Raw genomic sequence first — 25,770 nt, forward strand, 5'->3', positions numbered from 1 at the left:
TAGAGAAGGTAATCGCTACCCTCTCCAAGCACAGGTTTTAGCGAAAGTTCATTTCGCTTTTTCCCCAAAGTTTCATCAGCAGTGACTCGACTGAGATGCTTGCGGCTAAGCCTAACCTTTCTGGTAAGCTTTTTTTCATACTATATTTAACCGTAAAGATTTTTTTGTCTTCATTGGCAGCTAGTATGTAATCGTCCGAGGTTTGAATGGTGTCAACCAATCCAAGATCTTTAGCTTTAATTCCATACCAATACTCACCCGTGGCAACTTGGCCAATATCTAACTCTGGCCTTTGGGATTGCACGAAATCTTTGAACATATGATGTACATCTTCCAATTCGGCTTTAAATTTCTCACGTCCTTGATCGCTGTTCTCACCAAACATAGTCAAAGTACGCTTAAATTCGCCGGCTGTGTGTTGTTCAAAATCGATATTACTTTTCTTCAACAATTTATTGAAGTTTGGCAATTGCGCAATCACCCCAATTGAACCAATGATGGCAAACTTGGCCGCTAACACCTGATCAGCCACACAGGCCATCATATAACCGCCACTTGCCGCAACTTTATCCACAGAAATGGTGAGTTTTATACCTTTATCCTTGATACGTTGTAATTGCGATGCCGCCAATCCATACCCATGTACCACACCACCGCCACTTTCTAGTCTAATTAAAACTTCGTCTTCTTTTTTAGCTACGCATAAAATAGCGGTGATTTCTTCACGTAGGTAGTCGACTTCGTGGGCATCCATCGAACCTGAAAAGTCGATCACGAAAAGCTGGCCGTTTTGGGACTCATCGGTTTCATTATTCTTTTGTTCTTTCTTTTTGGCCTTTAGTGCTTTCTTTTGCTCTTTATGAAATTGCTTGAGTTCATCTTTGTCTAACAGTTCACCTCTAGCAAATTCCGTAACCGACTCCAACTTGTCGGTCAAAGAACTTATTTCTAGGTGACCTTTACCTGGTTTTTGTTTGCTAGCCAAAGCAATAATGCCACCAACGACTAAAAGAATGGCCACAACTATTGTCACCGCTTTAGCGATAAATAATCCATATTCGTATAAAAATTCCAATCGAGTTTACTCCTAAAATCTGTTTCGAGTGATATGGGGATAAAAACCCTAAATTAAAGCCGTTTTCAGTGACTCTCCATAAGTTACACAAATTTATCATAATAGTGGATGATTGTGCATCTATGGCTTTCTTACTTAAGGACTAAAATGCTACCATTTAGTGATTGATTTCATTAGATGTTTACCATGCAAAACTATATTCCCCCTAAACGTTATTTAGATAATAAAACCATACTGGTTACAGGTGCTGGCGACGGCATAGGCAAACAAGCGGCCTTACACTACGGCAAACACGGCGCAACCGTTATTTTATTGGGCAAAACCGTTGCCAAATTAGAAAGTGTTTACGACGAAATAGTCAATAATGGTGGTAATGAACCTGGCATAGTGCCATTGGATTTAAAAGGGGCCACTGCGCAGCATTACCGGGATATGGCGAATACCATTAGCGATCAATTTGGTTGCTTAGATGGACTGTTGCATAACGCCAGTGTATTAGGGCACTTAGGCCCTTTTGCACAGATCAGTGAAAAAGATTGGCAAGATGTGTTGCAAGTGAATGTCACCAGTCAATTTTTAATGACCCAAGCCTTATTGCCCATATTAAAAAAGGCCCCTTATGCTTCGGTTATATTCACTACGTCCAGTGTTGGGTTACAAGGAAGAGCCTATTGGGGTCCTTACTCTATCTCTAAATTTGCTACCCAAGGTATGATGCAGGTGTTGGCTGATGAGTTTGATAACAGCAGCATTAGGTTTAATTGTATTAACCCTGGCGGCACCAAAACCGCCATGCGCGCTAAGGCTTTTCCGGCTGAAAATGCCGACCACCTAAAAACCCCAGCAGAAATTATGCCTTTGTATTTGTATCTGATGGACAACGAAGCCAGTACAGAAACCGGCCAAACTTTCGACGCTCAGCCCAAATAAAGCTTTAAAACAATAAACCGGACGCTAAGTCCGGTTTATTGTTGCCTTTATTGCCAGCTTTACGCCTGATCCATTTTTGCCCAGGTATCCCGCAATCCCACCGCTCGATTAAACACTAATTTGTTATCTTGGCTATCTTTGTCTTTGCAAAAATACCCCGTTCTTTCAAATTGCATCGGCGCTTGCAGCTCTGCGTCTATCAGGCTTGGCTCAACCACACCTTGCTTAATCACTAATGAATCAGGGTTTATGCTCCCTAAAAAGTCTTCGGCGCCAGCTGGATTAGGTACACTAAATAGTCTGTCATACAAACGAATTTCAGCGTTTACGCCACGAGACGCCGACACCCAGTGGATCACCCCTTTGACTTTACGGCCATCGGCGGGATCTTTACCTAAGGTATCTTTGTCGTAGCTACAAAATACAGTGGTAATATTGCCTTGCTGGTCTTTTTCAACGCGCTCGGCTTTAATCACATAGGCATTGCGTAAACGCACTTCTTTGCCTAGCACTAAGCGTTTGAACTTTTTATTGGCTTCCTCTTTGAAATCTTCTGCTTCGATATAGATTTCTTTGCTAAAAGGCACGCTTCGGGAGCCCATGGTTTCGTCTGAGGGATGATTGGCTGCGGTTAAATTTTCAACCTCTTCATCGCCATAGTTTTCAATCACTATTTTTAAAGGTTCGAGTACTGCCATGGCTCTTGGGGCACTGCTGTTTAGTTCTTCTCTTAAACAGGCCTCAAGCATTGACATTTCAACCATGTTATCCATTTTGGTTACACCAATACGCTTACAAAACTCCCGTACCGAAGCCGAGGTGTACCCTCTTCGCTGCAAACCAGCAATAGTTGGCATGCGCGGGTCGTCCCAACCATTGACATGGTTTTCTTCTACCAATTGAATTAATTTACGTTTACTTAAAACTGTGTATTCAAGATTTAATCGAGAAAATTCATACTGATGGGGCGTGGTATCAATAGTGATATGGCTCAGCACCCAATCATACAAACGTCTGTTGTCTTGGAACTCCAAGGTGCACAACGAATGGGTAATGCCTTCAATGGCATCCGATATACAGTGAGTAAAATCGTACATGGGATAAATACACCACTTATCACCTGTTTGATGATGGTGGGCAAATCGTACTCTGTATAAAGCGGGATCGCGCATACACATAAAGTCCGAGCTCATGTCTATTTTTGCTCTTAGCAGGCACTCACCCTCTTTAAACTCGCCGTTACGCATTTTTTCAAATAAGGCTAAGTTCTCGCTGACAGAAGTATCTCGATACGGACTGTTTTTACCCGGCTCTGTTAATGTGCCCCGTAATTCTCGCATTTTTTCTTGGCTTGAAAAATCCACATAAGCTAAACCTTTGTTGATCAGTTCAACAGCAAAACCATGGAGTTGATCGAAATAGTTTGACGAATAGCGCACCTCACCATGCCAGTCAAAGCCTAACCAAGACACGTCTTGTTGAATGGCATTTACGTAATCAATATCTTCTTTTTCAGGGTTAGTGTCATCAAATCTAAGGTTACATTGGCCGTTATAATCTTCGGCTATACCAAAATTAAGACAAATCGACTTAGCATGACCTATATGTAGATAACCATTTGGCTCGGGGGGAAAACGCGTCTGAATATTAGTGTGTAAACCTTGGCTAATATCTTTATCGATAATTTGACGAATAAAATTGGACGGGCGACTGTCAGTCTCGGCCATTAATGCACCCTCTTGGTAAAGTTATTGAATAATAAAGCGCGGCATTATACCAGTATCAAATTTCAAGATAAGGTTTTTATTGGCCGCTAAGTTAATTAAAGTAGCCCTTGGCAGACCAACTAGGCAGATACTCCTGCTTGATCAATGAGCGGATATTGAGTGTCGGCGTTCAATTTCTCTCGTAACCATAGTGGTACGGGCGTCTTTTGATAGTTTTGAGTGTCAACCATCACATAAGTTATGGCGCATTTAGCCAGAACTTTTTGGGTTTTTGCGTCCCTAATTAACACATCAAAACTATAAGAAGTGTTCCCCACCCTTTGAGTCGAAACATTAATGGCTAGCACATCATCAAAAACAGCAGATGCAAACCAATCGATATGTAAACTAACCACCTGATTGTCTAACTCTTTTTCGAGTAACCCTTGAAAACCACCGACAGCCACTCTGAAATATTCAGTCATCGCAATGTCAATATAGTCAGCATACCTTGCATTAAACACCACTTGCTGCGCATCACATTCACCATAGCGCACGCGCAATAGCAATGTGAACGGAGTCTGGTTCGTCGATATTGTTTGAGCCATGATTTACCTTAATCTAGTCTGGATTGATTATTGAGCTTTGATTCTTCACTAATTTTCCATTGTTCACCTATGTCGGAGTCAATACCCTGATCAAAGTCCTCGTCTGGTTGTTCCCAATCGTAGGTTTTCTCTACTGGTTTAGGATCGCTATCTCGCCATATAACTGCGGCGATAATACCTGCCACTGCGCCAAAAAAGTGGTATTCAAAGGAGATCCCTTCTTCCCTAGGAAAAATCGTCATAGTCATACCTCCATATAGTAAAAACGCAATCATCATAATACCCACAGAACTCTTGTCTCGGCGAAATATACTGGCAACAAACAAAAAGAAGAACAATCCATGGGTGAGGCCACTAGCACCGATATGATTGGCAAGTCTGGCAAACAACCACACGCCTATTCCTGATAATACCCAAATAAAACCGATTACTTTCCACCAAGACTTGGGATAACCGTAATATAAAAAGCTCGCCAAAATTAGAATGGCAAAGGTGTTGTTAAAAATATGTTCAAATGAGCCATGAATCAGTGGTGCCGTGAGAATTCCCAGCATTCCGCCTAATTCTAATGGCACTAGGCCCATAAATGATAGATCCCAAGAAAATAGGACTTCGGCAGATTTAATACACCACAGCAAACTTATTGCTAGTGATGAATAAAAAATACTTAGAGATAACCGTTTATTTTGTTTCATACAAAGGATATTGGGTAGGGTTACAATTTTTTAAAGGGGGTAGAATTGTAATCAGTCCTTTGCGCTGTGAACTAGCAGGTTTTTAGTATTAACTAGTTAAAAACCCCTATATTATTAATGCTTAGGGTGATAATTTTTTTGATTCAGCTTATTATCAAGTTTGAGTATTTATTTTTGGATCTCACTGCATATGACTTCAAACAAGGCTGAGAACACGCTAAAGCATCAATATATTCTCAATGACCCATTACACCAACTATTTGATTCCATCAAGGCTATTTCGGTACAAGGGTACGATGAAGAGCGAAGAGTCATCTATTGGAATGAAGGTAGCGAAATACTCTATGGCTACACCCAAGAAGAAGCGTCAGGACAAAAGTTAGAAGATCTCATTATCCCCGATCCTGTCAAAGAATTTGTCATTACTTCCCATTCAGACTGGCTCAACAAAGATATAGAAATCCCTGCGTCAGATATTACACTACGCCATAAAGATGGTAGCGACGTTTCAGTATTTTCTAGTCACGTGATGTTTACCAATCAATTTAATACCAAACAAATGTATTGTATTGATGTTGATTTAACAGAAGTAAAGCAGGCTCAAGCGCAAGTTATCTTCAAAGAACATATGCTAGAGAGCATATTTGAAGCAATACCCGATTTGTTTTTCTTAATGGATTACAACGGCACTATCGTTGACTATCACGCGAGTAACCTTAAGAACTTACTTGTCTCGCCCGAGCACTTTGTAGGCAAGAACATGGCCGATGTTATCCCTTTAAATGTCGCCAAAGAATTTAAAGTAAATATTGAAAAACTAAAGCAGAAAACAGAAATGGTTAGCTTTGAATATGATCTAACTTTACCCCATGGTGTGACCCATTTCGAAGCAAGAATGAGCCATTTATCTAAATACAATCAGGTTGTTGTTATTATTCGTGATATCACAGAACAACATAAATCCGCGGAGCTTATTCGCCATCAAGCATATTTTGATAATTTAACCTCATTACCGAATCGAGCCTTAGCACTAGATCGCCTGTCTCAAATGCTAATTGAGGCCAAAAGAAATAGCGAAACAAGCGCGGTACTTTTTGTGGATATAGACGACTTTAAGAAGGTTAACGATTCATTAGGGCATGAGATAGGCGACACATTATTAGTACAAGCTTCCAATAGACTGCAGCAATCATTACGAGAACAAGATACAGTTGGCCGCTTAGGTGGCGACGAATTTATAGTATTAATTAGTGATTTGGGGAGCCATCAAAACCTTTTAGCCATAGCTGAAAACCTACTGAAAAACTTTAGAAAGCCTTTTAGCATCGATGACAAACAACTTATGCTTACCATAAGTATAGGTGTAGCTTTATACCCAGACGACGGAGAAAGCCCTTCAGATTTGTTACGCAATGCTGATACGGCCATGTATCAAGCAAAGAATATGGGCCGCAATACTTATTCATTTTTCACCCCAGAAATGAACATCATGATGCAAAGACGCTTACAAATAGAAGAGCAAATGCGCAGCGCGTTAGAGCGACATGAATTCGAGGTGTTTTACCAACCTCAATTTGATGTGAAAAACAAAACAATGATTGGCGCTGAGGCATTATTGCGATGGCATAACCCCAACTTAGGTCATGTATCACCAGAAGAGTTTATTCCCATCGCTGAACATACTGGACTCATTGTACCTATAGGCCAATTTGTCATTGCTCAAGCACTAAACTTTTTAAGTAAGTGGCAAGACACTCAACAACACACTTACACTATGTCAGTTAATTTATCGCCACGGCAATTTCGAGATATAGGGCTAATCGACTTTATCAAGGAAGCCCTAGTTAAAGAGAGAATTACTCCCGAAAGTTTGGAATTAGAAATCACTGAAGGGGTACTAATGACCGGGCAATCATATATTTACGATGCATTGGCACAGATAAAAGCATTAGGTATCAAAATTGCCATGGATGATTTTGGCACGGGTTATTCATCAATAAGTTATCTAAGACAATATTCCTTCGATGTATTAAAAATAGATCGCAGTTTTATTAGTGGCATTACCGAAAATAAGGCTGATTGTGATCTAGTAAAGGCTACAATTGCTATGTCACATAGCTTAGGGTTGTCAGTCATTGCCGAAGGCGTTGAAACCAAGCAGCAGCTTAGCCTTTTAGATGATTTAGGTTGCGAGTTTGTACAAGGTTTTTATCTAAGTAAACCTTTACCCAAAAACCAACTTTTAGATTTTTCGACACAGTTTTACTCTTAAACACAATACTTACCCGTTTACTATAATGAAAAACTTGCGTTAAATATTGTTAAGATCGTGCCGTGTATCAATATCAAAAGCGGCTTCTGGCATACAAATACTTATAGTCTGCTGTGGATATTTTCGAAGCAATAACCTTGCCCCTCTATCCCCTTCTAAACTGGCTAATTGAGAAAAATAGGTTCGGGGAAATATTGCCGGCACGCCTAAACTTTGGTTATATTTTGCAGCAATAATTAATTGGGGGTTTTGCTTAGACGTAGCCAATAATTGTTCTATTTGACTCTGAGTAATATTAATCTGGTCGGCTAATCCCACTAATACATGAGTCGTTTGCGCAGATAACACTTGAATAGACTCGGCCAATGAATGGCCTATTCCTTGTTGCCAACTCTGAGCAAAAAAGGTCGAGATAGTTTTCGGCAAAACCTTGATGATCACTTCGATATTGGCACCGAGTACCACGTGACCATTAGCCAAACCAACCATCCACTCATTACCTTGCCTAAATTTCGACAAACAATGGCAAATCATCGGTTGCCCGTTAATTTCTGCTAATTGCTTGATCCCAGCAAAGCGCGCACTTTGGCCTGCGGCCAATAACAATAGTTCTGTTTTGGTGCTACTCACTTCCTATTACACCACTTAGAGATAAAGCATCGGTTTGCTCTAACACCGCATGGGCTTCGGCTAACATTGATAAGGCAATAGATTCGGGTAATTCCCCCCCTAACCTCAACCCTACTGGGTTAGCTAAAGGTAGAGATAGACAATCATAGGTTAAGTCAGCATGTTGTAATACTCTGTCGGTTCGATGATTCGGTCCAAGAAGCCCGACATATTTAGCGCTGCTGTTTTGCAACACATCTAAAGCCTCGGCATCGAGTTTAATATTGTGCGTAAGCACCAATGCTACGTCGATTTGCTGTAACCAACTAGCCGTTTCCAGCTCCTTAATTGGCTGGCGTATGATGAGCTGAGCCTTAACAAAATATTCCGGTTTGGCATACCCCATTCTAGGATCAACTAATATGACGTCCCAACCCAATTCTGCAGCTATTGCCACCACGGGTTTTGCATCCACCCCAGCTCCAAATATGGCAACAAGTGGCGCGGCAGCTAATGTTTGAGTAAAAACCTGCTTCTCACCTTGTTGCTTGATCTTGGCGGTCATTTTTTTAACAAAGGGCTGGATAATGTTATTGGGCTTATCCTCATTAATTTGTTGCTGATATTCGATTGGCTGGCGCTTAGCTAAAAAGCCTGCTATTTCATCCAGCTTTAAATAGTCATTTTCGATATTAACTGGTTGTAACAAGATCCTCACCATGCCGCCGCAACCAATGCCTAATTGCCATGCAAGATCTTCTTCTTCGCGCATATCGTATTCAACAATGCGGTTCTTTTGATTATCCCAACAGCGCCTTGCTTGGCGCATAATGTCAGATTCTAAACATCCGCCGCTCAACAAACCAAAATATTGCCCTAAGTCGTTGATTAACATCATGGCACCGGCTTTACGATAGGATGAACCGTCGGTTTCAATAATGGTGGCCAGTACCCAAAGGTGGTTATCACGATCCGCAGACCAATGATGAAGTAATTGACTGATCCTATTTGCCATAGAATTATTCGACTCTTTCTGAGGAAAATTGAATTTTTGGTTTGCGAATATTAATGACTAGTGTCTCGGAAATTTTATCTTGAATTGCTTGTCGATTGGGATCCCAAAACACCTGTAAAAATCCCATTAAACCTGTAGCTAAACCCGCGGCATACCCACCGTAGCGTCCAAAACTCTCCCATAAATTTAATGGCGAGTTATCGAGTTTTATGACTTTCATGCCTAATAGTTTCTTTCCAGGTGTTTGCCCTTCCCACCAAGCGGTAAATATACTGAAATAGAAAATGGCCCAACCAAATCCTAACCCCAGCTCATCAGCCAAGTTTTCTAGCCTATTTAGAATACCCTTTGAGTTTGACTCAGACTCTGAGTCCGAGTCTTCAGGATTGTCGCTTACTCGTGTTTGAGCAGTTTGTTCGATTTCTTCTGCTTCCGGTTCATAATTGATAACCATATCGACTGAGTCATAATTTTCAGGACTTTCATGGTTAAACTCTTCAACTACTCCTATAACAACCACAAACAGCATGACAGCCACCAACATTCTTAGAATAATGCGCGCCCCATTGAAGCGTTTTTTAACCTTTAAGCGATTACCTGCCTTAAAAAATGTCCAAGCGGCCACCGCAGCCAATATCCAGCCACTGACTTGAGTCAAAAGACTGACAAAAATCAAATCGATTAACATGCCAAACCCTCGACGAAATGGCCCAGCTAAAGGCGTACCTAACAAATCGTCTGCCACAAAAAATGCATAGGGCGTCACAATCTGCCGGGTTTCATTGCGGCTTAAATGGGTATTCTGATTGTTAGAGTCTGGGGGGGCAGACTCTGCACTTAGGGCTGGTTGAACGTCTATCTGACGAGTTTGTACCTCTGTGAGCTTCACCATAAACGACTTTTTATCCACCTCTTTTAGTTAGACTTTTAATTCCCTCTCCTATTCCGTCTAACGTGAGGGGAAACATTCTCTCAGTCATCAGTTCTTTCATTATGCTAATAGAAGCATAATAGTTCCAATACTGACTTAACTGGGGGTTAAGCCATATTGCATGTTCAAAATGATTAAGTAAACGTTGCATCCACACTGATCCGGCTTCTTCGTTCCAATGTTCTACGCTGCCGCCTGGATAAGTAATTTCGTACGGCCCCATAGTGGCGTCCCCTACAAATATCAGTTTGTAGTCGGCGCCATATTTATGAATGATATTCGCAATAGGGATCACCTCTCGGTCGCGCCTTTTATTATCTTTCCACACCCCTTCGTACACACAATTATGAAAATAAAAGTATTCAAGGTACTTAAATTCAGTATGGACTGCAGAAAACAACTCTTCGCACTCTTTAATATGAGCATCCATCGAACCGCCTACATCAAAAAACATCAAGACTTTAACTGCGTTATGGCGCTCTTGAGCCATATGAATATCTAAAAAGCCGGCATTTTTAGCGGTAGCACCTATAGTGGTAGGCATGTCAAGCTCTTCTGTCGCACCGGTGCGGGCAAATTTTCGTAATTTTCGCAATGCGACTTTAATGTTACGGGTGCCCAGCTCAACATCACCTGCAAGGTTTTTGAACTCTCGTTTGTCCCAAACCTTAGCGGCAGAAAAATTGCGATTGCCTTCTTGACCAATACGCACACCTTCAGGATTGTATCCATTGGCCCCAAAGGGGGATGTGCCGCCAGTACCAATCCACTTATTACCACCTTGGTGGCGTTTTTCTTGCTCGGCTAAACGTTCTTTTAGGGTTTTCATCAACTCTTCAAGGCCACCCAAAGCCTTTATTTGGGCTTTTTCTTCTTCACTAAAATGCTTTTCTAAAGCATTTCTCAACCATTCTTCAGGAATATCCTTACCAAATAGATCAAGACTTTGTACACCTTCAAAATAATCAGCAAACGCCCTGTCGAATTTATCAAATTGGCTCTCATCTTTTACCAACATCATTTTGGCTATTATATAAAAGTCATCAATACTGGCAAAAATCACACCTTTCTCTAGGGCATTCAGTAAGTCTAAAAGTTCTCGTAGACTGACCTTCAGGCGGTATTCTCTAAGTTTAAAAAAGAAATCAACTAACATTAACGACGCGCCATAAAGACCAATTTTTCGAACAAGTGAATATCTTGTTCATTTTTTAATAGCGCTCCATAAAGCGGAGGAATGCTTTGTTTACCATCTTTGTTCTGTAGTGCTTCCGGTGGGATATCTTCCGCAACCAATAACTTCAACCAGTCTAACAACTCTGAGGTTGATGGTTTTTTACGTAAACCAGGCACGTCTCGCAAATCAAAAAAGGATTGTAATGCTTGATTAAGCAACACTTTTTTAATGTCGGGAAAATGTACATCAACAATTTGTCGCATTTCGTCAGCATCAGGAAATTGAATATAGTGAAAGAAACAACGGCGTAAAAACGCATCTGGTAGTTCTTTTTCATTGTTAGAAGTAATAATCACTATTGGGCGTTGTTTAGCTTTAACAACTTGCTGAGTTTCATAAACAAAAAACTCCATTTTATCGATCTCTAACAATAAATCATTCGGAAACTCGATATCCGCTTTGTCTATTTCATCTATCAATAAAATACTACGTTTTTCTGATTCAAAGGCCTGCCATAATTTACCTTTTACAATGTAGTTGCCAATATCATGGACTTTCTCGTCACCTAATTGCGAGTCACGTAAGCGAGAAACCGCATCGTATTCATATAGCCCTTGTTGTGCTTTTGTAGTGGACTTGATATGCCACTGTATTAAGTTGGCATCTAAGCTTTTTGCCAGCTCTTCTGCCAACATGGTTTTACCTGTACCTGGTTCGCCTTTTATTAAAAGTGGTTTTTCTAAGGTGATAGCCGCATTAACAGCAAGCTGCAATTCACGACCAGCAATATATTTTTCTGTCCCATTAAACGCCATGTAAAATTCCAAACCTTTTTAATTTAACCATAAGATATAGCGAAAAAACTCGTTAAATTGAGTACTTCACCCTTATCTGTTACAAAGAATGCCATTATGATAAAACAGTTTTATAGTCTTTATGTATCAATAATATTTATAGGGCTCATTGTTGTATATATATAGAGAGAAATAACATCAAAAATGACCCATTGACGGTAAACCAATCAAGGTTACACTGTAAAAATAGAAAATTTAGTAAGGAATTCAGTATGCAAGTATACAACGACAATTCATTGTCTATAGGTAAAACACCTTTAGTAAAACTTAATCGCGTAACCGGTGGAAATGTTTACGCAAAAATAGAATCAAGAAATCCTAGCTTTAGCATTAAATGTCGCATTGGCGCCAATATGATTTGGGACGCAGAGCAAAAAGGTTTATTGAAGCCAGGAAATGAGATAGTAGAAGCAACCAGTGGCAATACCGGTATCGCTTTGGCTTTTGTTGCCGCGTCACGAGGTTATAAGATCACGTTAACTATGCCTAGCTCCATGAGTTTAGAGCGTCGTAAATTACTTAAGGCCATGGGTGCTAACCTAGTGTTAACTGAAGCTCCGAAGGGTATGAAAGGCGCTCTTGCGGCGGCCAATGAAATTGTTGCATCTGATCCCACAAAATATATTCCCATGAATCAATTTGATAACCCTGCTAATCCTGACATTCATGTGAAAACCACTGGCCCTGAAATCTGGAATGACACAGACGGTAAAATTGATATTTTTGTAGCAGGTGTAGGAACAGGCGGTACACTTACTGGCGTGAGCCGATACATTAAAAACAATCAAGGTAAGGCAATAACTACCGTAGCGGTAGAGCCAACAGATTCACCGGTTATTACTCAAGCCAAAGCCGGAGAAGAACTGACTCCAGGGCCACACAAAATTCAAGGCATTGGCGCAGGTTTTATTCCAGGTAACTTGGATTTAGATATGGTAGATGCCGTTGAGCAAGTCAGTAATGAAGACAGTATGGCTATGACACACCGATTAATGAAAGAAGAAGGTATTTTAGCGGGTATCTCTTCAGGTGCTGCGGTAGTGGCAGCAAAACGTTGGGCGGAAAAACCCGAAAATGCCAATAAAAATATTGTGGTAATCTTAGCTAGCGCATCTGAACGTTATTTAAGTAGCCCATTATTTGCCGGAGAATTTTCTGATTCTGAAAATGTTCAGTAGTGTGTTACTCATTGTAAGTGAAGGATGTTTACAATAACCTCTTATTAGAAAGAGAAGCTTTTGCTTCTCTTTTCTTTTGGTCAACTAAAAAATATGTAAAGATAAATATATATGCGCCAATTCCTTTAATAAAATGGAACCTAACATGCTGAAAAAAATAAAACTTCTCCTAATAGCCACGCTTCTACTCAGCGCATGCGATCAAGAACCAAAAAAACAAGGAGGTGGTAAATTTGGTATGTTAGATAGTGGTATTCCTGAATACACAGCCATAGATTTTTTCGACCAGATCTACCATAAAAAGACCCTCGAAGGCGCTATTAAGTTAAGCACCCCAAAGATGGAAAGATTACTTAGGTCTTACCACACCAATAAAGGGGTGCAAAAGCACGTTTTAAATATGCGTTTTGACAAAGTTGTTATACAACCCAATACCCGCAGAGCGGGCAGAAATGAATACGCAAAAGATGCAAAAATATCGTTGTTTTTTGAAGGAGAGTATGACGGTGATGTTTTTAAAGATGTGCGTATAGTTGAACTTATCAAGGTCGATGACGATTGGAAAGTTGATGTAATTAGTGCTGAATAGATTAGCTATAAAATTTAGCCTAACTGTATCAATAATGGCCCAGCGTTTGGGCTGATTAATTAACAGTCACTATGTTTAACTTGCCCATTGAAAGAAAGTTCACCTTAGCGCCCTTAAGCGTAATTTTAGTTTGTATTATTTTGTTTTTATCAGAGCCACTAAGCAGTGACTTATTAGCTTACGACAAAAATGAATTACATGACTTTCAGTGGTGGCGGCTGATCACCGGCCACTTTTTACATACCAACAATATGCACCTGGTTCTCAATACTCTTGGTTTAGTATTATTATGGGCGTTGCATGGGCATTACTACTCTACACGTCACTATCTCGTAATATTGTTTCTACTCTGCTTAGGTACATCTATCGGCTTACTTCTTTTTGCTCCACAAATGCAGTGGTACGTGGGGCTATCTGGTGTACTTCATGGTCTATTTATACTTGGTGCCTATTTTGATATTCAGAATAAATTTACAAGCGGTTGGATTATGATAGCTGGTGTTTGGCTAAAGGTTATCCATGAACAAATATACGGTGCCAGCGAAGATATAGCCCAATTGATTCAGGCTAATGTGGCAATAGATGCGCACTTAAGCGGAACCGTTAGTGGCTGCCTAGTCATTTTGTTTTATATTTTCAATAGAAGAACAGCAAAATAAAGTGCTTAGGTTGTGGTAAGCCATAACGTAAAGCACCTTATTAACGATAAAAACAATTACAGGTTAGTCTCAAATAACTTGTAGATCCTGCGATACTCATCAAGCCAAGAACTAGGCTGCACGAAGCCATGTGATTCCACTGGATAAATAGCTGTTTCGAAGTCCTGTTTCTCGAGCTCAATTAATCGTTGCACTAATCTCACTACATCAACAAAGAACACATTGTTGTCGACCATCGGGGCGTTGATCAGTAAAGGCTTTTGCAAACCTTCGGCAAAATAGATAGGTGAACTTTTTTCGTAAGCAATAGGGTCAACATCAGGTGTGTTTAGGATGTTAGAGGTATAACCATGATTATAGTGTGCCCAATCACTAACAGGCCTAAGTGCGGCTCCCGCTTGAAATAACTCAGGTGCGTTAAATAGCGCCATAAAAGTCATAAAGCCGCCATAGGAGCCACCATAAGTGCCGATTCTTTGTGGATCAACATCTAGGTTTTTAACCAACCAATTCACTCCATCTTGTAAGTCTTGAATTTCAGGAGTGCCCATCTGTCGATAAATAGCGGTTCGCCAGTCTCGGCCATATCCCGCCGACGCGCGGTAGTCCATATCAAGTACTACATAGCCTTGTTGGGTAAGCATATTATTAAACATAAATTCCCTAAAATAACCCGACCATCCGAGGTGAGAGTTCTGTAAGTACCCTGCCCCGTGATTAAATACTACGGCTTTGTATGTTTCGCCCGCCTGCATCTCTCTGGGTGAATATACCCGAGAATATATCGGTTGCTGGCTGTGCGAAGATTTTATTGGGACTATATCGGGCGCCAGCCAATTAATATCTAAAAACGCCTGACTCGTGGTATGAGTCAGTTGTATTGGCGTAGGACTGTCCACTGACTGCAAAAATAACTCAGGTGGTCGAGTTAAACTTGAATGGGTCAATAATAACGACTGTTCATCAGGACTTAATTGATAATCCGTCATAGCATTTAGTTGGGTGATTTCTTCCAATGAATTGTCAGCTAAGGCAACGCGGTAGATCTCGTATATGCCGGGATGTTTTTTATTTCCCTTGAAATACATGTATCGATCATTAGCCGTTAATGTCAACGCATTCACTTCAAATTGACCTGATGTAACAGCTCTTGCTTGACCATTTAAAGGTTTAACATAAAGGTGTGAAAAGCCACTTTCTTCAGATAAATAAAACAGTTCATCGCTATAATTTAACCAGCCAAAGCTGTTGAACTTGTAATTTACCCAAGCGTCATCGTGTAATCTATGTTGTGAAACTAAGGTCGCTTTGGCGGTATTGATCGTTGCCAGCCACCTATCTTTGTTGTCCCATGCTTCGAGCATTATGGCAACCCGATTACCCTTGTTATGCCATTGAATAGCACCTTGAGCCCCTTGCATAAGGCTAATATTTCTAGGCAAACGATTGGCTGTATATTGTTCTCCCTTTGCTAACGCGTTTTCCCTTTTTACTGCTTCTAGAACGTCTTCGTTATACCCTGGTAAACTGGTATAGCTGAGTTGTTTTTGAGTGCGGCCAACAAGATCAAGTAACCAAATATTGTGCTGCACGGGTGTTACATCAGCCACTCGGCGGCGCACTTCGTTACTGGCAATTCTTCCATCTTGGTTTATGTAGTTAGGCATAATATCACTGTCATCACGTTGACTAGTGATTTTTTGCTCTACCAGCACTAACCATTTTGCGTTTGGTGATAAACTGACGTCTACCGTTTTATGGTCTTCAGAAAAGTAAAAATCGCTAGGTGACAAAGTACTATTTTGTATTGAAAGTTGCTGTTTTCTCTGAAAACGCTGTGTTTTTTGCTGGCGTTTTAATGCCACCACTTCAATTAATTGTTGCTGTTGCTCCGCTATATAATCCTTAGGCTTTTGGTTCGCTGTCGGTTTTTCGGCAAACTGCCAGCTTACCAGTTGTTCATATACGCCATGCTCTGGGTGTATGGCATAAATTGCATTGCCAATTTGAAAACTTAAACGGCCATCATGTAAAAATAATAATTTGGATGGTTTTCTATTGTCTTTAGTAAGTTGTTTAACTTTTTTGCTGGTCAGATCCTTAACAAAAATATTACCTTCGAACACCCATGCAGCGATGTTTCTAGTTTGATTCAGAACACGTTTTTTATAGGCGTGAAGGTGTAACTGTGACAATTCAACCTTTTTACCATTCCCTTCTTGTTCTAAGGATTTATGCCATAAGTCAGTCAACGGTGAGCCGAGCTGTTTTTGTTGATAATAGACATTCTGGTTGTCGTCCCCCCAATAGGCAGCACTTGGTTGACGCCCCATCCAATCGGGATCCGCCATAATCTTCTCTAAGGTCAATAACGTTGACTTAGCATTATTGGATACCTGCTGTACCGCCTTTATAATGCTCGGCTTTACTGTTTGATCTTGGCTAACCATAGGATCAGCCGTTTTTGTTGCCGAACAGGCAAAAAGTATAGAGGTGGCGCTGGCGAGTAATATGCCGTTTGTATTCAGTTTGAACATGGAGAAACCTTAATGTAAATGTTCTGGCAGAAAGTGCGATTAGAATTTATAGGAAAAACCACTCATAACAAAGTAGGGAGAGTTGCCAAGTGATATAGGCGATGCTTTGGCATCACCCAGTAGTGCGCTTTGGCGTAACATAGTGGTAATACTCCAGTGTTGATCGATAAAATACAACCCGACTAAAGAAACACCCACATTTTTTAGACCACTTTTAGCTTCAAACAGCGGTAAATTAGAGGCCAGAGATTGTTGGTTACTGATACCATAAACTCCAGCAGCATGGTTAGAATTCATCCAACTTAAGCTAGTACCAATAGATACAACTAGTTGCTGAGATATTCTATGTGAAAAACCGGCTGACAAAGAAGCAGTAAGACCGCCCACATCATCGCTAAAATCGCGATTCGCCTTGAAACCTAAACGAAATGGGCCAAAGGATTTGTTAATAGCCATCCCAGCGGTTATCGAGGAGTCAATATCCCCTACACCTCTAAGATATAATGCATCATTCTCGTTCCTGCCTCGAAAGTATCCAGTTGTGGCACTGAAACGCACCCCCTTAACGTTTGCAACTTCGTAACCAATTCCGTTTATGCCTCCGATAGTTAAGCGACCATAGCGAATATTTATAATAGGCAACACACGAATTTCGTTTTCTTTGGCACCGTCAAACTCGGGTAGTGAAGCAACACCTAACCCAATAGTATATTGGGCTTGCGTAGGGGTATTTGCGGCTGCTTGCGCTAAAGTTTGACGGCTACATAAGGTGATGCTAACTAGCGCTAACAACTTTAACAAGGTTGAAATTGCTGATGGTTTAATCTTCATGGTATTTCCGGTAAGTAAAAGAGTGTGACTTTGTTCTTAGTAGTAATAAATAGTTCAACTAGAATGTCAGGCTGAACCCTACAGACGGCATAATATCTAAGCCTTCTTCCTGTTCTTCTAACAATAATTCATCAGTAGATACGATATTTTTGTAATCAAGATCAATCGAAGTAGGACTTTTATATCCATAAGCATTCACCACTTCTAAAATCAGCAAGCCGTCTAGTCCCCAAAAATTTGTTTTTCGTTCAAATCGAATATCTAAACGGTGCGAGGGTGAAAACCGCTCGGAGAAAGGTTCGCTATAGATAGGTTGAAAATTATCTTCAAAATCGGGGTTTTGCTGAACACCGACTATAGGGGTATACACTTGACCACTGCGCAACGTGAAATTAGCACCACCTTGCCATAAATCACTGATTTGATAATTAAATACCAAATTAAACACTAAAGGCGTGTCGGCAAAATAATCGATTTTTTCACCACTAAGATCATTAGTACGCTCACTTTTTGAGTAACTCAGTGAAGCCCAACCGTACCAATTGTTGGATAAATTCTTATTAACTAATAAATCAACCCCATAAGCCTGACCGCTTACGTCATCGCTGTATAACAAGGCGCTGTCTAGGTGAGACCCGTCTAACGCCAAAGGTAAGTTTTCCATAGACTTATAATAAGGTTCAATTGACCATTCCCAGTCGGTATCTATGGATTGACTAAAACTGACAGCGTAGTGATCGGCCTGTTGAGATTTTAGGCTGGGATTACCTATACCCGGCACCAGAATCGCCTTATCTTGCATCCGTGCATATTGCCCATATTTGACTGAAATTGTTTTGTCCTGCCCCATAAAGTAATGAAGCTGCATTCTCGGCAATACAAAATGGTCATCTAGATAAGTATTCCCTTGATAATGTACCCCAATTTCACTTTGCCAATCCTCACTAAGATCCCAAATATGATTGGCGCCTAGATAATACTGGTTGTAGTTTAACTCATATTCAACACTGACTTTTTCGCCCTTTTTTAATTCACAATCAGGATCAATTTCGGTGCAATTATACAAAAAGCCATAAAAAGATAATTGATTATTTATATGGTTAACACCCGCATCCAATACCACACTTTGTGCCTTTGATCGCTTATAGCGCCAACGCGCCTTGGCTATATACTGATCGCTTACATCGTCTTGAAAAAATCCGTCATCTTCTACTTTGCCGTAATCGATACGCGTATCATTGTGTAATACGCCCACGCCTACTTTTAAATGGCTGTTTTTTAGCTCATTATCCCATACCAGATGTTGACCGTTGAATTTACGATCATAGATCACATCGCCTACAAATTCTGGGGATTTAAGTGCCCAGTCGGAGTAGTCACTTATACCTGCTGCAAAAACATCTTCTGCTCCAGTAAATGAAAGAGTTAAACTATTATGCTTACCCAATTGCCAATACCATTTTCCTTGGTAGTCATGGTCATCGGGAGGATCGTTAATAGTAATACCCGTGAGTTCGCCGTCATCATCCTCTAACTCTTCACCCGTATCGAAAAATAAAGGTAAGGTACTCTTACGAGCCGAGAAATAAAACGCACTATTTTCAGTTACTTGCCCTTCAAAAAATAAACCTGCTCTAAACATTGTGAGATCAACTGTTGTCTCAATGGGCTGAAATTTGGGTGATCTGAGAGACACGTCAAATACCGCCCCTGTAGCATTGGTAAAGCTAGGGTTAAACGCCGCGGTATATAAACGAAAATCTTGCACTATATATTTACTAAAAATAGAGTTGCCGAAATCATGAAAGATATAACCCGTAGGCATAAAATCCACTTCAAAGCGGTTATCTTTTGGCGAGGAGCCTCGTACCGCAGGTTCGCTCATTGAGCCGCCAGCCGGAATAACCCCAGGCAAGGCAAATATAGCCCTTAAAGGATCGCCACCGGCGCCTGGCATAGTGACTAATTTTTCAGTGTCTTCGGTAATGTTTGTCAACCCTTCGTATTTACGACTGATAACCTGCACATGCTCAATACTTTTATCGTCCGCTTCATCTTGTTTTTTTTCAGCACTTTGAGCAGCGCTGTAGAGAGGTAAACTAAGACCCATCATTAAAGCTGGAACCGCAAATTTGAAAGGGTTCTTTGTTGCAACGTATAGGTTCATAAAATTTGCTCGTAAATGCTAAAGTTAAATGTCATGAGAGGCATGTCGTGACTCCCTAAAGAGTTAAATCATAAGGTTATGCAGCAACCCAAATTGCCTAAAATATAATTTTGCTAGGACCAAAGGAATTTACTCGCCTTGAAGTTTACCGATAAGTGCAGTTGTGCTCTTGAGATATTCGATATAGAACTCTTGTAGATCTTGTATTCTTGCTTGTGATTGCTGTAAGTCTTTAGGTAAGGCATCACGTGTTTTTTGTAAAATGCTGATGGATTTTTCCATCCTTTGAGATACGCCTTGCAATAGTTTACTGTAGGGATCTTCAGCTAACTGAAAATAATCGCCCCGCTCCCCTTTTTTAGAAACACGCTCAATCACATGTAAGTTCTCTAACAAACGGGTGTTAGTGCTAATACTGCCCCGACTGACTTGCAAACGCTGGGCAATCTCACTGAAACTATAAGGACCAACCTCGACTACCAATAACCCCATGATTTTTCCGGCAATTCTGGGCATGCCATCACCTTGAGCAATCATGCCCATATCTTCAATCAACTGATTAATGATGTCGGTTTGAGTTTTTTTCATAGCGTGAGTTTATAGGGTTTAATTTGTTCAGTCAAAATTAAACAGAACGTAATTGATGACAGTCAACAAATCTACTACTAGTATATTTATTGTTTAGTCAAAACTAAACAATATGATAAGTTTATTGCAGAGTACCGATTTCGTAAATGATTAAAAGACCAAAAAATGCACTTTGCACAATCTAAAAAACACACCCCTTGCGCTTTTTCAACCAAAGACTTAACTAAGATCTACGGTGAAGGTGAAACCGCTGTTCATGCTCTTCGAGGAGTTAATGTAGATATTCCTGCTGGCGAAATGGTGGTATTACTTGGCCCTTCTGGTAGCGGGAAATCCACACTTTTGAATATTCTTGGTGGGCTAGATAGTGCCAGCAGTGGCCAAGCCTTTTTTGAAGAACAAGAACTCACACAATTTAGTAGCGCACAATTAACTCAATATCGTCGAGATCATATTGGCTTTGTTTTCCAGTTTTATAACCTGATGCCCAGTTTAACCGCTAAAGAAAACATCGAACTGGTCACCGAAATTGCTACTAATCCACTTGATGCCAGTGATGCTCTGGACTTAGTCGGCCTTAAAGATCGCGGCAGCCATTTTCCATCTCAGTTATCCGGTGGTGAACAACAAAGAGTGGCCATTGCCCGGGCTATTGCTAAACAACCTCAAGTACTTTTTTGCGACGAGCCCACAGGGGCTTTAGACAGCACCACAGGGCGATCCGTGTTGAAAGTGTTGCAAAATGTCAATCAAGAACTTGGCTCTACCGTTATGATAGTCACTCACGCCGCCAATACTGCCCGCATGGCCGATAAAGTGATTCATTTTGCCGATGGTGATATTAAAGAGATCATTCAAAATACCGATAAGCTGGCTGCTGAGCAAATTGAATGGTAAGCCCCTTAGATAGAAAGCTGTTGCGCGACTTATGGCGTATGAAAGGTCAAGCTATCGCCATTGGTTTGGTAATATCTCTTGGAGTATTACTATTGGTAATGATGGACGGCTTAGTTAATACCTTAGATGAAACCCGCGAAGCCTATTATCAGCGTTATCGATTAGCCGACGTATTTATTCCGGTAAAACGTGCCCCCAATACCTTATTAAAGGCCATCAAAGATATTGAAAACGTCAAAGCCGTTGAAGGCCGTATTACTGGCGACGCCTTAGTTGATTTAGATGGCGTTGCTTTACCACTTCGTGCCAAAGCCATATCACTACCTGATGTCGGCACCCCTCAACTTAATAATATTCGCCTAAAAAGCGGACGTTATATCGATAGCCGACACCCTCAAGAAATATTGATTTTAGACAGTTTTGCCAAGGCTCGAAATCTACAGTTAAACGACCAACTTACTATGACCATGAACGGCAAACGCTGGGATTTTACTATTGTGGGTATGGCCCAGTCGCCTGAGTTTTTATATATCACCGCCCCAGGTGAAATGGTCCCTGATGACGGCCGCTTTGCGGTGTTTTGGATAAGTTATACCGCCCTCGAAGCGGCTTATGATATGAAAGGTGCATTTAATGAAGCGCTGTTGTCCTTATCTTCAGGCGCAAAATTACCCGCCGTACTAGAGCATGCCGATCGTATTGTTGAAAACTATGGTGGATTTGGGGCATATGGTGTAGAAGATTTACAATCAAACCGTTTTGTTTCTGAAGAAATCAGCGGTTTACGCGCCTCATCTACCGGTGTGCCACCTATTTTTATGGGCGTAGCGGCATTTTTGTTGTACATAGTGGTATCGCGATTAGTGCAGTCAGAAAGAGAGCAGATTGGCTTACTTAAAGCATTTGGTTATTCTGGCATTGAAATTGGTATTCATTATTTAAAATTTGTGCTCATAATTGCCTGTGGCGGAGCCATAGCAGGCAGCGTATTCGGCGTGCTGGCGGGTAAAAGCCTAGCGGCCTATTATCAGAATTTTTTTAAATTTCCCTTTATCGTATTTCAGGTCAACCCCCAAGTATTTGTGGCAGGTTTTTTGGTCAGCATTTTCACCGCGTCAGTGGGCGGGTTATTCGTTCTTAGAAAGGTATTTGCATTAACGCCCGCCGATTCAATGCGCCCTGAAATACCCCCAGATTACAGCCATTCTGGTAGTTTGCTAAGGCGCTTCGATTTTTTATTTGAACAGTCTATCCGCATGGTATTGCGCGGTATCATTCGCCAGCCTGGACGTATGTTTGGTGCCGTTATTGGCATAGCAACCGGCATGGGCTTGTCTGTAGGTATGATCACTGTGCTAGTAGGCTTTGATGACACTATAGACTTAACGTTTAGTGTGCTCGATAGAAGCGATGCCACAGTTTTCTTTACTCATCCTATTAGCAATACAGCTGTGTATGAATTACAAAATATTTCAGGGGTACAGCATGTGGAGCCTTTTCGTAGTGTTTCGGTTATCTTTAAGAACGGTCGAGAGAGCTACCGAGGAGCCATAAGCGGCTTGACAGAAAATCCTCAGTTGTATCGCGCACTTAATAGTGAATTTGAAGCTATCCCACTGTCAAATAGAGGTATAGTTATAGGCACGCCTTTGGCCAATATATTAAAAATTGGACCCGGTGATATGCTCACCATAGATGTACGAGAAGGCAGAAGACCAACATTGAATGTACCTGTAATGGGCGTATCCAAAACTCTGTTAGGCTCCCCCACCTACATGGATATGGATCGTTTAAATCGACTACTAAAAGAGCCCAACACTGTAAGCGGTGTGTACTTATCCATTGATGACAAGCAAAGCAGTGAGGTCTATCAAGCCATAAAACAAATGCCTGCCGTAATGGGCATGACACTAAAACAGGATAGCCAACAAGCCTTTGCAAAATTAATGGACAGCGGTGCCGGGGCCATGCGTTACGTGATGGCCTTAATTGCCGGAGTCATCACCTTTGGTATTGTATATAACACCGCGCGCATTGCCTTTGCAGAGCGGGAACGAGATTTAGCCAGTTTACGGGTAATAGGCTTTACAAAGAGCGAAACGGCCTTTGTACTGCTGGGCGAGTTAGGAACTGTCACACTAGCGGCTTTGCCTTTGGGATCTGCAGTGGGCTATTTTTTATCTATTTTAATTTCAAAGGGTTACAGCACCGATATTTATCAAATTCCTGCTACATTTTCACCTCAAAGTTATGCCATTGCGAGTATTGCGGTATTACTTGCCGCTATAGTGTCGGGCTACTTAATCAAACGTGACATCGACCAAGTGGACTTGGTTGCTGCGCTAAAATCTAAACAATAAGGTTACAAAAACAATGAAAAAGGTCTCTCGAAACACATTAACCACAGGTGCTGCAATTATCCTTGTTGCCGCCTTAATTTATGGGTTATGGCCAAAACCAACACTAGTGGATATAGGTACTGTCAGCACAGGGAAAATGCAAATAACCATTGACGAAGAAGGCTACACCCGAGTAGACGAGTTATATCAAGTGTCGGCACCTATTAGCGGGAGAATGCTTAGAATAGACCTTAAACCCGGTGATCCTGTGCGTAAGGGCGAAACCATCATTGCCCGTATATTACCTAATTTACTCAGTGTTAAAGAGTCGCAACTAGCTAAAGCCAATGTTCAAATTGCGCTATCGACCGTTAATGCCGCCAAAGCCACCCGTAAACGGCTTGCGTCAGAATTTAGCTTGGTAGCACAAAGAGCGAAACGAGCTTTAGCGCAGATAAAAGTTGGGGCTATCAGTGTCGATGAAAACGATAAATTTCAGCAAGATGTTATCAGTAAAAAATCCGAATTGGCTGCGGCTACATCAATGTTAAAAGTACATGAGTCTGAACTAGCCAGAGCCAAAGCTACGTTAGTGGGTAGCGTTCAAACCATTAACCAGTCTCAAGAGCCCCTTGAAATAGTCGATGTTAAAGCGCCAATTACAGGCAGAGTGTTAGATATTGCTGAAAAAAATGAAACCGTTTTGCAAGCCGGCGCCCCCATTTTAACCTTGGGTAATGTTAAAGACGACTTAGAGCTGGTGATTGAAATGTTGTCGAGCGATGCGGTACAAGTAAAAGTTGGGCAAAGTGTGTTGCTGCAAAACTGGAACGCACAGCAGACAGGCAATGGAACTATTACTCGAATTGAGCCTAAGGGCTTTATTAAAACCTCTTCTCTTGGAGTTGAAGAGCGCCGCGTGAACGTTATTGTTAAACCGAATCCCACAGAAAAAATTCCGCTAAATCTAGGCCACGGCTTTAGAGTCGACGCATCAATAATTGTATGGGAAGACAACAACACCACTATAGTACCAGTGAGCGCCATGTTTAGAGAGCAACAAAAATGGGCGGTGTTTGTCATCGAAAATGATAAAACCCAATTGCGGCATATTACCATCGAACAAAATAATGGCACCCTAGCCAGTGTTGCAGAGGGCCTATCGGTTAACGAACAAGTGGTGTTATATCCTAGTGCCGAACTCACCAACAACTTGGCCGTTGCCCGTCGTTAGCTAAAAAAAACGGCAACCATAGGTTGCCGTATATTAATGATTTGAATGGATTCTTTAGCTTAAAAATCCGCCATCCACTACCACAGTGGTGCCTGTGGTATAGCTGGAAGCATCAGAAACTAGATACAATACTGTACCTGCCATTTCATCAGGTTGGGCGGTGCGCCCAAGTGGTATTTGCATTAGTGCGGTTTTAAGAATTTTGTCATTGCTTGTAAGCGCCGAGGCAAATTTAGTTTCAGTCAAACCAGGTAATAGCGCATTAACACGAATATTTAGACTTCCACATTCTTTTGCAAAAGACTTAGTCATACTAATAACCGCAGCTTTAGTGATGGAATAGATCCCCTGTCCCATGCCAGGTGAAATACCATTAATCGAAGCGGTGTTTAAGATAACCCCACCCCCTTGCTGTTTCATCATTTTACCGGCTGCAGTCGACATAAAGAAATAGCCACGGATATTTACATCAACGGTTTTTTCATAAGCCGCTAAGTCTGTATCTAAAATGTGTCCAAAATATGGATTCGCGGCGGCGTTATTCACTAAGATATCTAAACGTCCATATTTTTCGCTAATTTGTTCGAAGATATTATCAATCTGCGCCATTTCGCCCACATGGCAGGCCATAGCCACGGCATCGCCGCCATCTTCACGAATGCTTTGGGCAACCGCTTCACAGCCATCAATTTTACGGCTAGATACAATCACTCTAGCGCCATAAGCGGCCAGTAATCTTGCGATTGATTCACCAATTCCGCGGCTCGCACCTGTTACTAATGCCACCTTACCGCTTAAATCAAAAATGTCTTTGTTCATATCTTCCCCTTTCAATGCATGTGAATATTAGGCAAAAAAAAGCCATGACTATAAGGGCCA

At 41.2% G+C, this 25,770-nt stretch carries 22 protein-coding genes; 8 read left to right on the top strand and 14 right to left on the bottom strand.

The genetic code is table 11. The annotated features are described in order from the left end of the window. Window positions 1-37: 37 nt before the first annotated feature. Complete coding sequence (sohB, locus tag Q0688_RS06720; RefSeq protein ID WP_299074425.1) at window positions 38-1,075, bottom strand: protease SohB; 1,038 nt, start codon at window positions 1,073-1,075, stop codon at window positions 38-40. A gap of 186 nt (window positions 1,076-1,261) precedes the next feature. Between sohB and Q0688_RS06725 the strand changes: the two genes are divergently transcribed. Then, window positions 1,262-2,005, top strand: a complete 744-nt coding sequence (locus Q0688_RS06725) for a YciK family oxidoreductase (protein WP_299074427.1) — start codon at window positions 1,262-1,264, stop codon at window positions 2,003-2,005. 59 nt (window positions 2,006-2,064) lie between these two features. Here Q0688_RS06725 and glnS read toward each other — a convergent pair whose 3' ends face one another. The 3 genes from glnS to Q0688_RS06740 form a co-directional block, all read right to left on the bottom strand. Further along, a complete protein-coding gene (glnS, locus tag Q0688_RS06730; protein WP_299074429.1) occupies window positions 2,065-3,732 on the bottom strand; it encodes a glutamine--tRNA ligase in 1,668 nt (555 codons plus the stop codon). Between the two features lie 119 nt (window positions 3,733-3,851). Continuing rightward, window positions 3,852-4,319 (bottom strand): thioesterase family protein, encoded by a 468-nt coding sequence (locus tag Q0688_RS06735; protein ID WP_299074431.1) that lies wholly within the window; start codon window positions 4,317-4,319, stop codon window positions 3,852-3,854. 8 nt (window positions 4,320-4,327) lie between these two features. Next, a complete protein-coding gene (locus tag Q0688_RS06740; protein ID WP_367179782.1) occupies window positions 4,328-4,903 on the bottom strand; it encodes a rhomboid family intramembrane serine protease in 576 nt (191 codons plus the stop codon). Window positions 4,904-5,204: 301 nt separating this feature from the next. On the opposite strand from Q0688_RS06740, the gene Q0688_RS06745 reads away from it, so the two are divergent. Next, window positions 5,205-7,286: a bifunctional diguanylate cyclase/phosphodiesterase gene (locus tag Q0688_RS06745; RefSeq protein ID WP_299074435.1), complete on the top strand. Its 2,082-nt coding sequence runs from the start codon at window positions 5,205-5,207 to the stop codon at window positions 7,284-7,286. A 39-nt stretch (window positions 7,287-7,325) separates the two neighbouring features. Here the strand turns inward: Q0688_RS06745 and Q0688_RS06750 are convergent, their stop codons facing one another. Genes Q0688_RS06750 through Q0688_RS06770 form a run of 5 tightly spaced genes read right to left on the bottom strand, consistent with a single transcriptional unit; the run spans window position 7,326 to window position 11,833 of the window. Then, window positions 7,326-7,916: a nucleotidyltransferase family protein gene (locus Q0688_RS06750; RefSeq protein WP_299074437.1), complete on the bottom strand. Its 591-nt coding sequence runs from the start codon at window positions 7,914-7,916 to the stop codon at window positions 7,326-7,328. Beyond that, window positions 7,909-8,910 (bottom strand): XdhC family protein, encoded by a 1,002-nt coding sequence (locus Q0688_RS06755; protein WP_299074439.1) that lies wholly within the window; start codon window positions 8,908-8,910, stop codon window positions 7,909-7,911. Before Q0688_RS06755 ends, Q0688_RS06750 begins: the two co-directional genes overlap by 8 nt. Window positions 8,911-8,914: 4 nt before the next feature. After that, window positions 8,915-9,802 carry an RDD family protein gene (locus Q0688_RS06760; protein ID WP_299074442.1) on the bottom strand — a complete coding sequence of 296 codons (888 nt, stop codon included), beginning with the start codon at window positions 9,800-9,802 and terminating at the stop codon, window positions 8,915-8,917. Between the two features lie 10 nt (window positions 9,803-9,812). Beyond that, the gene (locus Q0688_RS06765; RefSeq protein ID WP_299074444.1) at window positions 9,813-10,997 is read right to left on the bottom strand and encodes a hypothetical protein; all 1,185 of its coding nucleotides are present in this window, start codon (window positions 10,995-10,997) and stop codon (window positions 9,813-9,815) included. After that, the gene (locus Q0688_RS06770; protein WP_299074446.1) at window positions 10,997-11,833 is read right to left on the bottom strand and encodes a MoxR family ATPase; all 837 of its coding nucleotides are present in this window, start codon (window positions 11,831-11,833) and stop codon (window positions 10,997-10,999) included. The genes Q0688_RS06765 and Q0688_RS06770 overlap by 1 nt, the downstream gene beginning before the upstream one ends. Before the next feature lie 251 nt (window positions 11,834-12,084). On the opposite strand from Q0688_RS06770, the gene cysK reads away from it, so the two are divergent. The 3 genes from cysK (at window position 12,085) to rrtA (ending at window position 14,298) form a co-directional block, all read left to right on the top strand. Then, window positions 12,085-13,050, top strand: a complete 966-nt coding sequence (gene cysK / locus Q0688_RS06775) for a cysteine synthase A (RefSeq protein ID WP_299074448.1) — start codon at window positions 12,085-12,087, stop codon at window positions 13,048-13,050. Between the two features lie 145 nt (window positions 13,051-13,195). Continuing rightward, on the top strand, window positions 13,196-13,639 hold the full coding sequence (locus Q0688_RS06780; RefSeq protein WP_299074450.1) for a hypothetical protein: 444 nt from the start codon (window positions 13,196-13,198) through the stop codon (window positions 13,637-13,639). Window positions 13,640-13,710: 71 nt separating this feature from the next. After that, entirely contained in the window at window positions 13,711-14,298 is a 588-nt protein-coding gene (gene rrtA / locus Q0688_RS06785) for a rhombosortase (RefSeq protein ID WP_299074452.1), read from the top strand. 56 nt (window positions 14,299-14,354) lie between these two features. Here rrtA and Q0688_RS06790 read toward each other — a convergent pair whose 3' ends face one another. The 4 genes from Q0688_RS06790 to Q0688_RS06805 form a co-directional block, all read right to left on the bottom strand. Further along, window positions 14,355-16,835, bottom strand: coding sequence for a prolyl oligopeptidase family serine peptidase (locus Q0688_RS06790; RefSeq protein WP_299074454.1), 2,481 nt, complete (start codon window positions 16,833-16,835; stop codon window positions 14,355-14,357). A gap of 39 nt (window positions 16,836-16,874) precedes the next feature. Further along, window positions 16,875-17,666, bottom strand: a complete 792-nt coding sequence (locus Q0688_RS06795) for a MipA/OmpV family protein (RefSeq protein WP_299074456.1) — start codon at window positions 17,664-17,666, stop codon at window positions 16,875-16,877. Window positions 17,667-17,724: 58 nt separating this feature from the next. After that, a complete protein-coding gene (locus Q0688_RS06800; protein ID WP_299074458.1) occupies window positions 17,725-19,833 on the bottom strand; it encodes a TonB-dependent receptor in 2,109 nt (702 codons plus the stop codon). 129 nt (window positions 19,834-19,962) lie between these two features. Then, entirely contained in the window at window positions 19,963-20,421 is a 459-nt protein-coding gene (locus Q0688_RS06805) for a transcriptional regulator (protein WP_299074460.1), read from the bottom strand. A 165-nt stretch (window positions 20,422-20,586) separates the two neighbouring features. Between Q0688_RS06805 and Q0688_RS06810 the strand changes: the two genes are divergently transcribed. From Q0688_RS06810 to Q0688_RS06820, 3 genes are read left to right on the top strand one after another with little or no spacing between them, the layout of a single operon-like run. Continuing rightward, the gene (locus Q0688_RS06810) at window positions 20,587-21,318 is read left to right on the top strand and encodes an ABC transporter ATP-binding protein (RefSeq protein WP_299074462.1); all 732 of its coding nucleotides are present in this window, start codon (window positions 20,587-20,589) and stop codon (window positions 21,316-21,318) included. Continuing rightward, window positions 21,312-23,678 (top strand): ABC transporter permease, encoded by a 2,367-nt coding sequence (locus Q0688_RS06815; RefSeq protein WP_299074464.1) that lies wholly within the window; start codon window positions 21,312-21,314, stop codon window positions 23,676-23,678. The genes Q0688_RS06810 and Q0688_RS06815 overlap by 7 nt, the downstream gene beginning before the upstream one ends. A 13-nt stretch (window positions 23,679-23,691) precedes the next feature. Then, entirely contained in the window at window positions 23,692-24,891 is a 1,200-nt protein-coding gene (locus Q0688_RS06820; RefSeq protein ID WP_299074466.1) for an HlyD family efflux transporter periplasmic adaptor subunit, read from the top strand. A gap of 54 nt (window positions 24,892-24,945) precedes the next feature. On the opposite strand, the gene Q0688_RS06825 is transcribed toward Q0688_RS06820, so the two are convergent. Then, window positions 24,946-25,710, bottom strand: coding sequence for an SDR family oxidoreductase (locus Q0688_RS06825; RefSeq protein ID WP_299074468.1), 765 nt, complete (start codon window positions 25,708-25,710; stop codon window positions 24,946-24,948). Window positions 25,711-25,770 lie beyond the last annotated feature (60 nt).

This window comes from uncultured Paraglaciecola sp. (assembly GCF_937123705.1).
Lineage (GTDB): Bacteria > Pseudomonadota > Gammaproteobacteria > Enterobacterales > Alteromonadaceae > Paraglaciecola.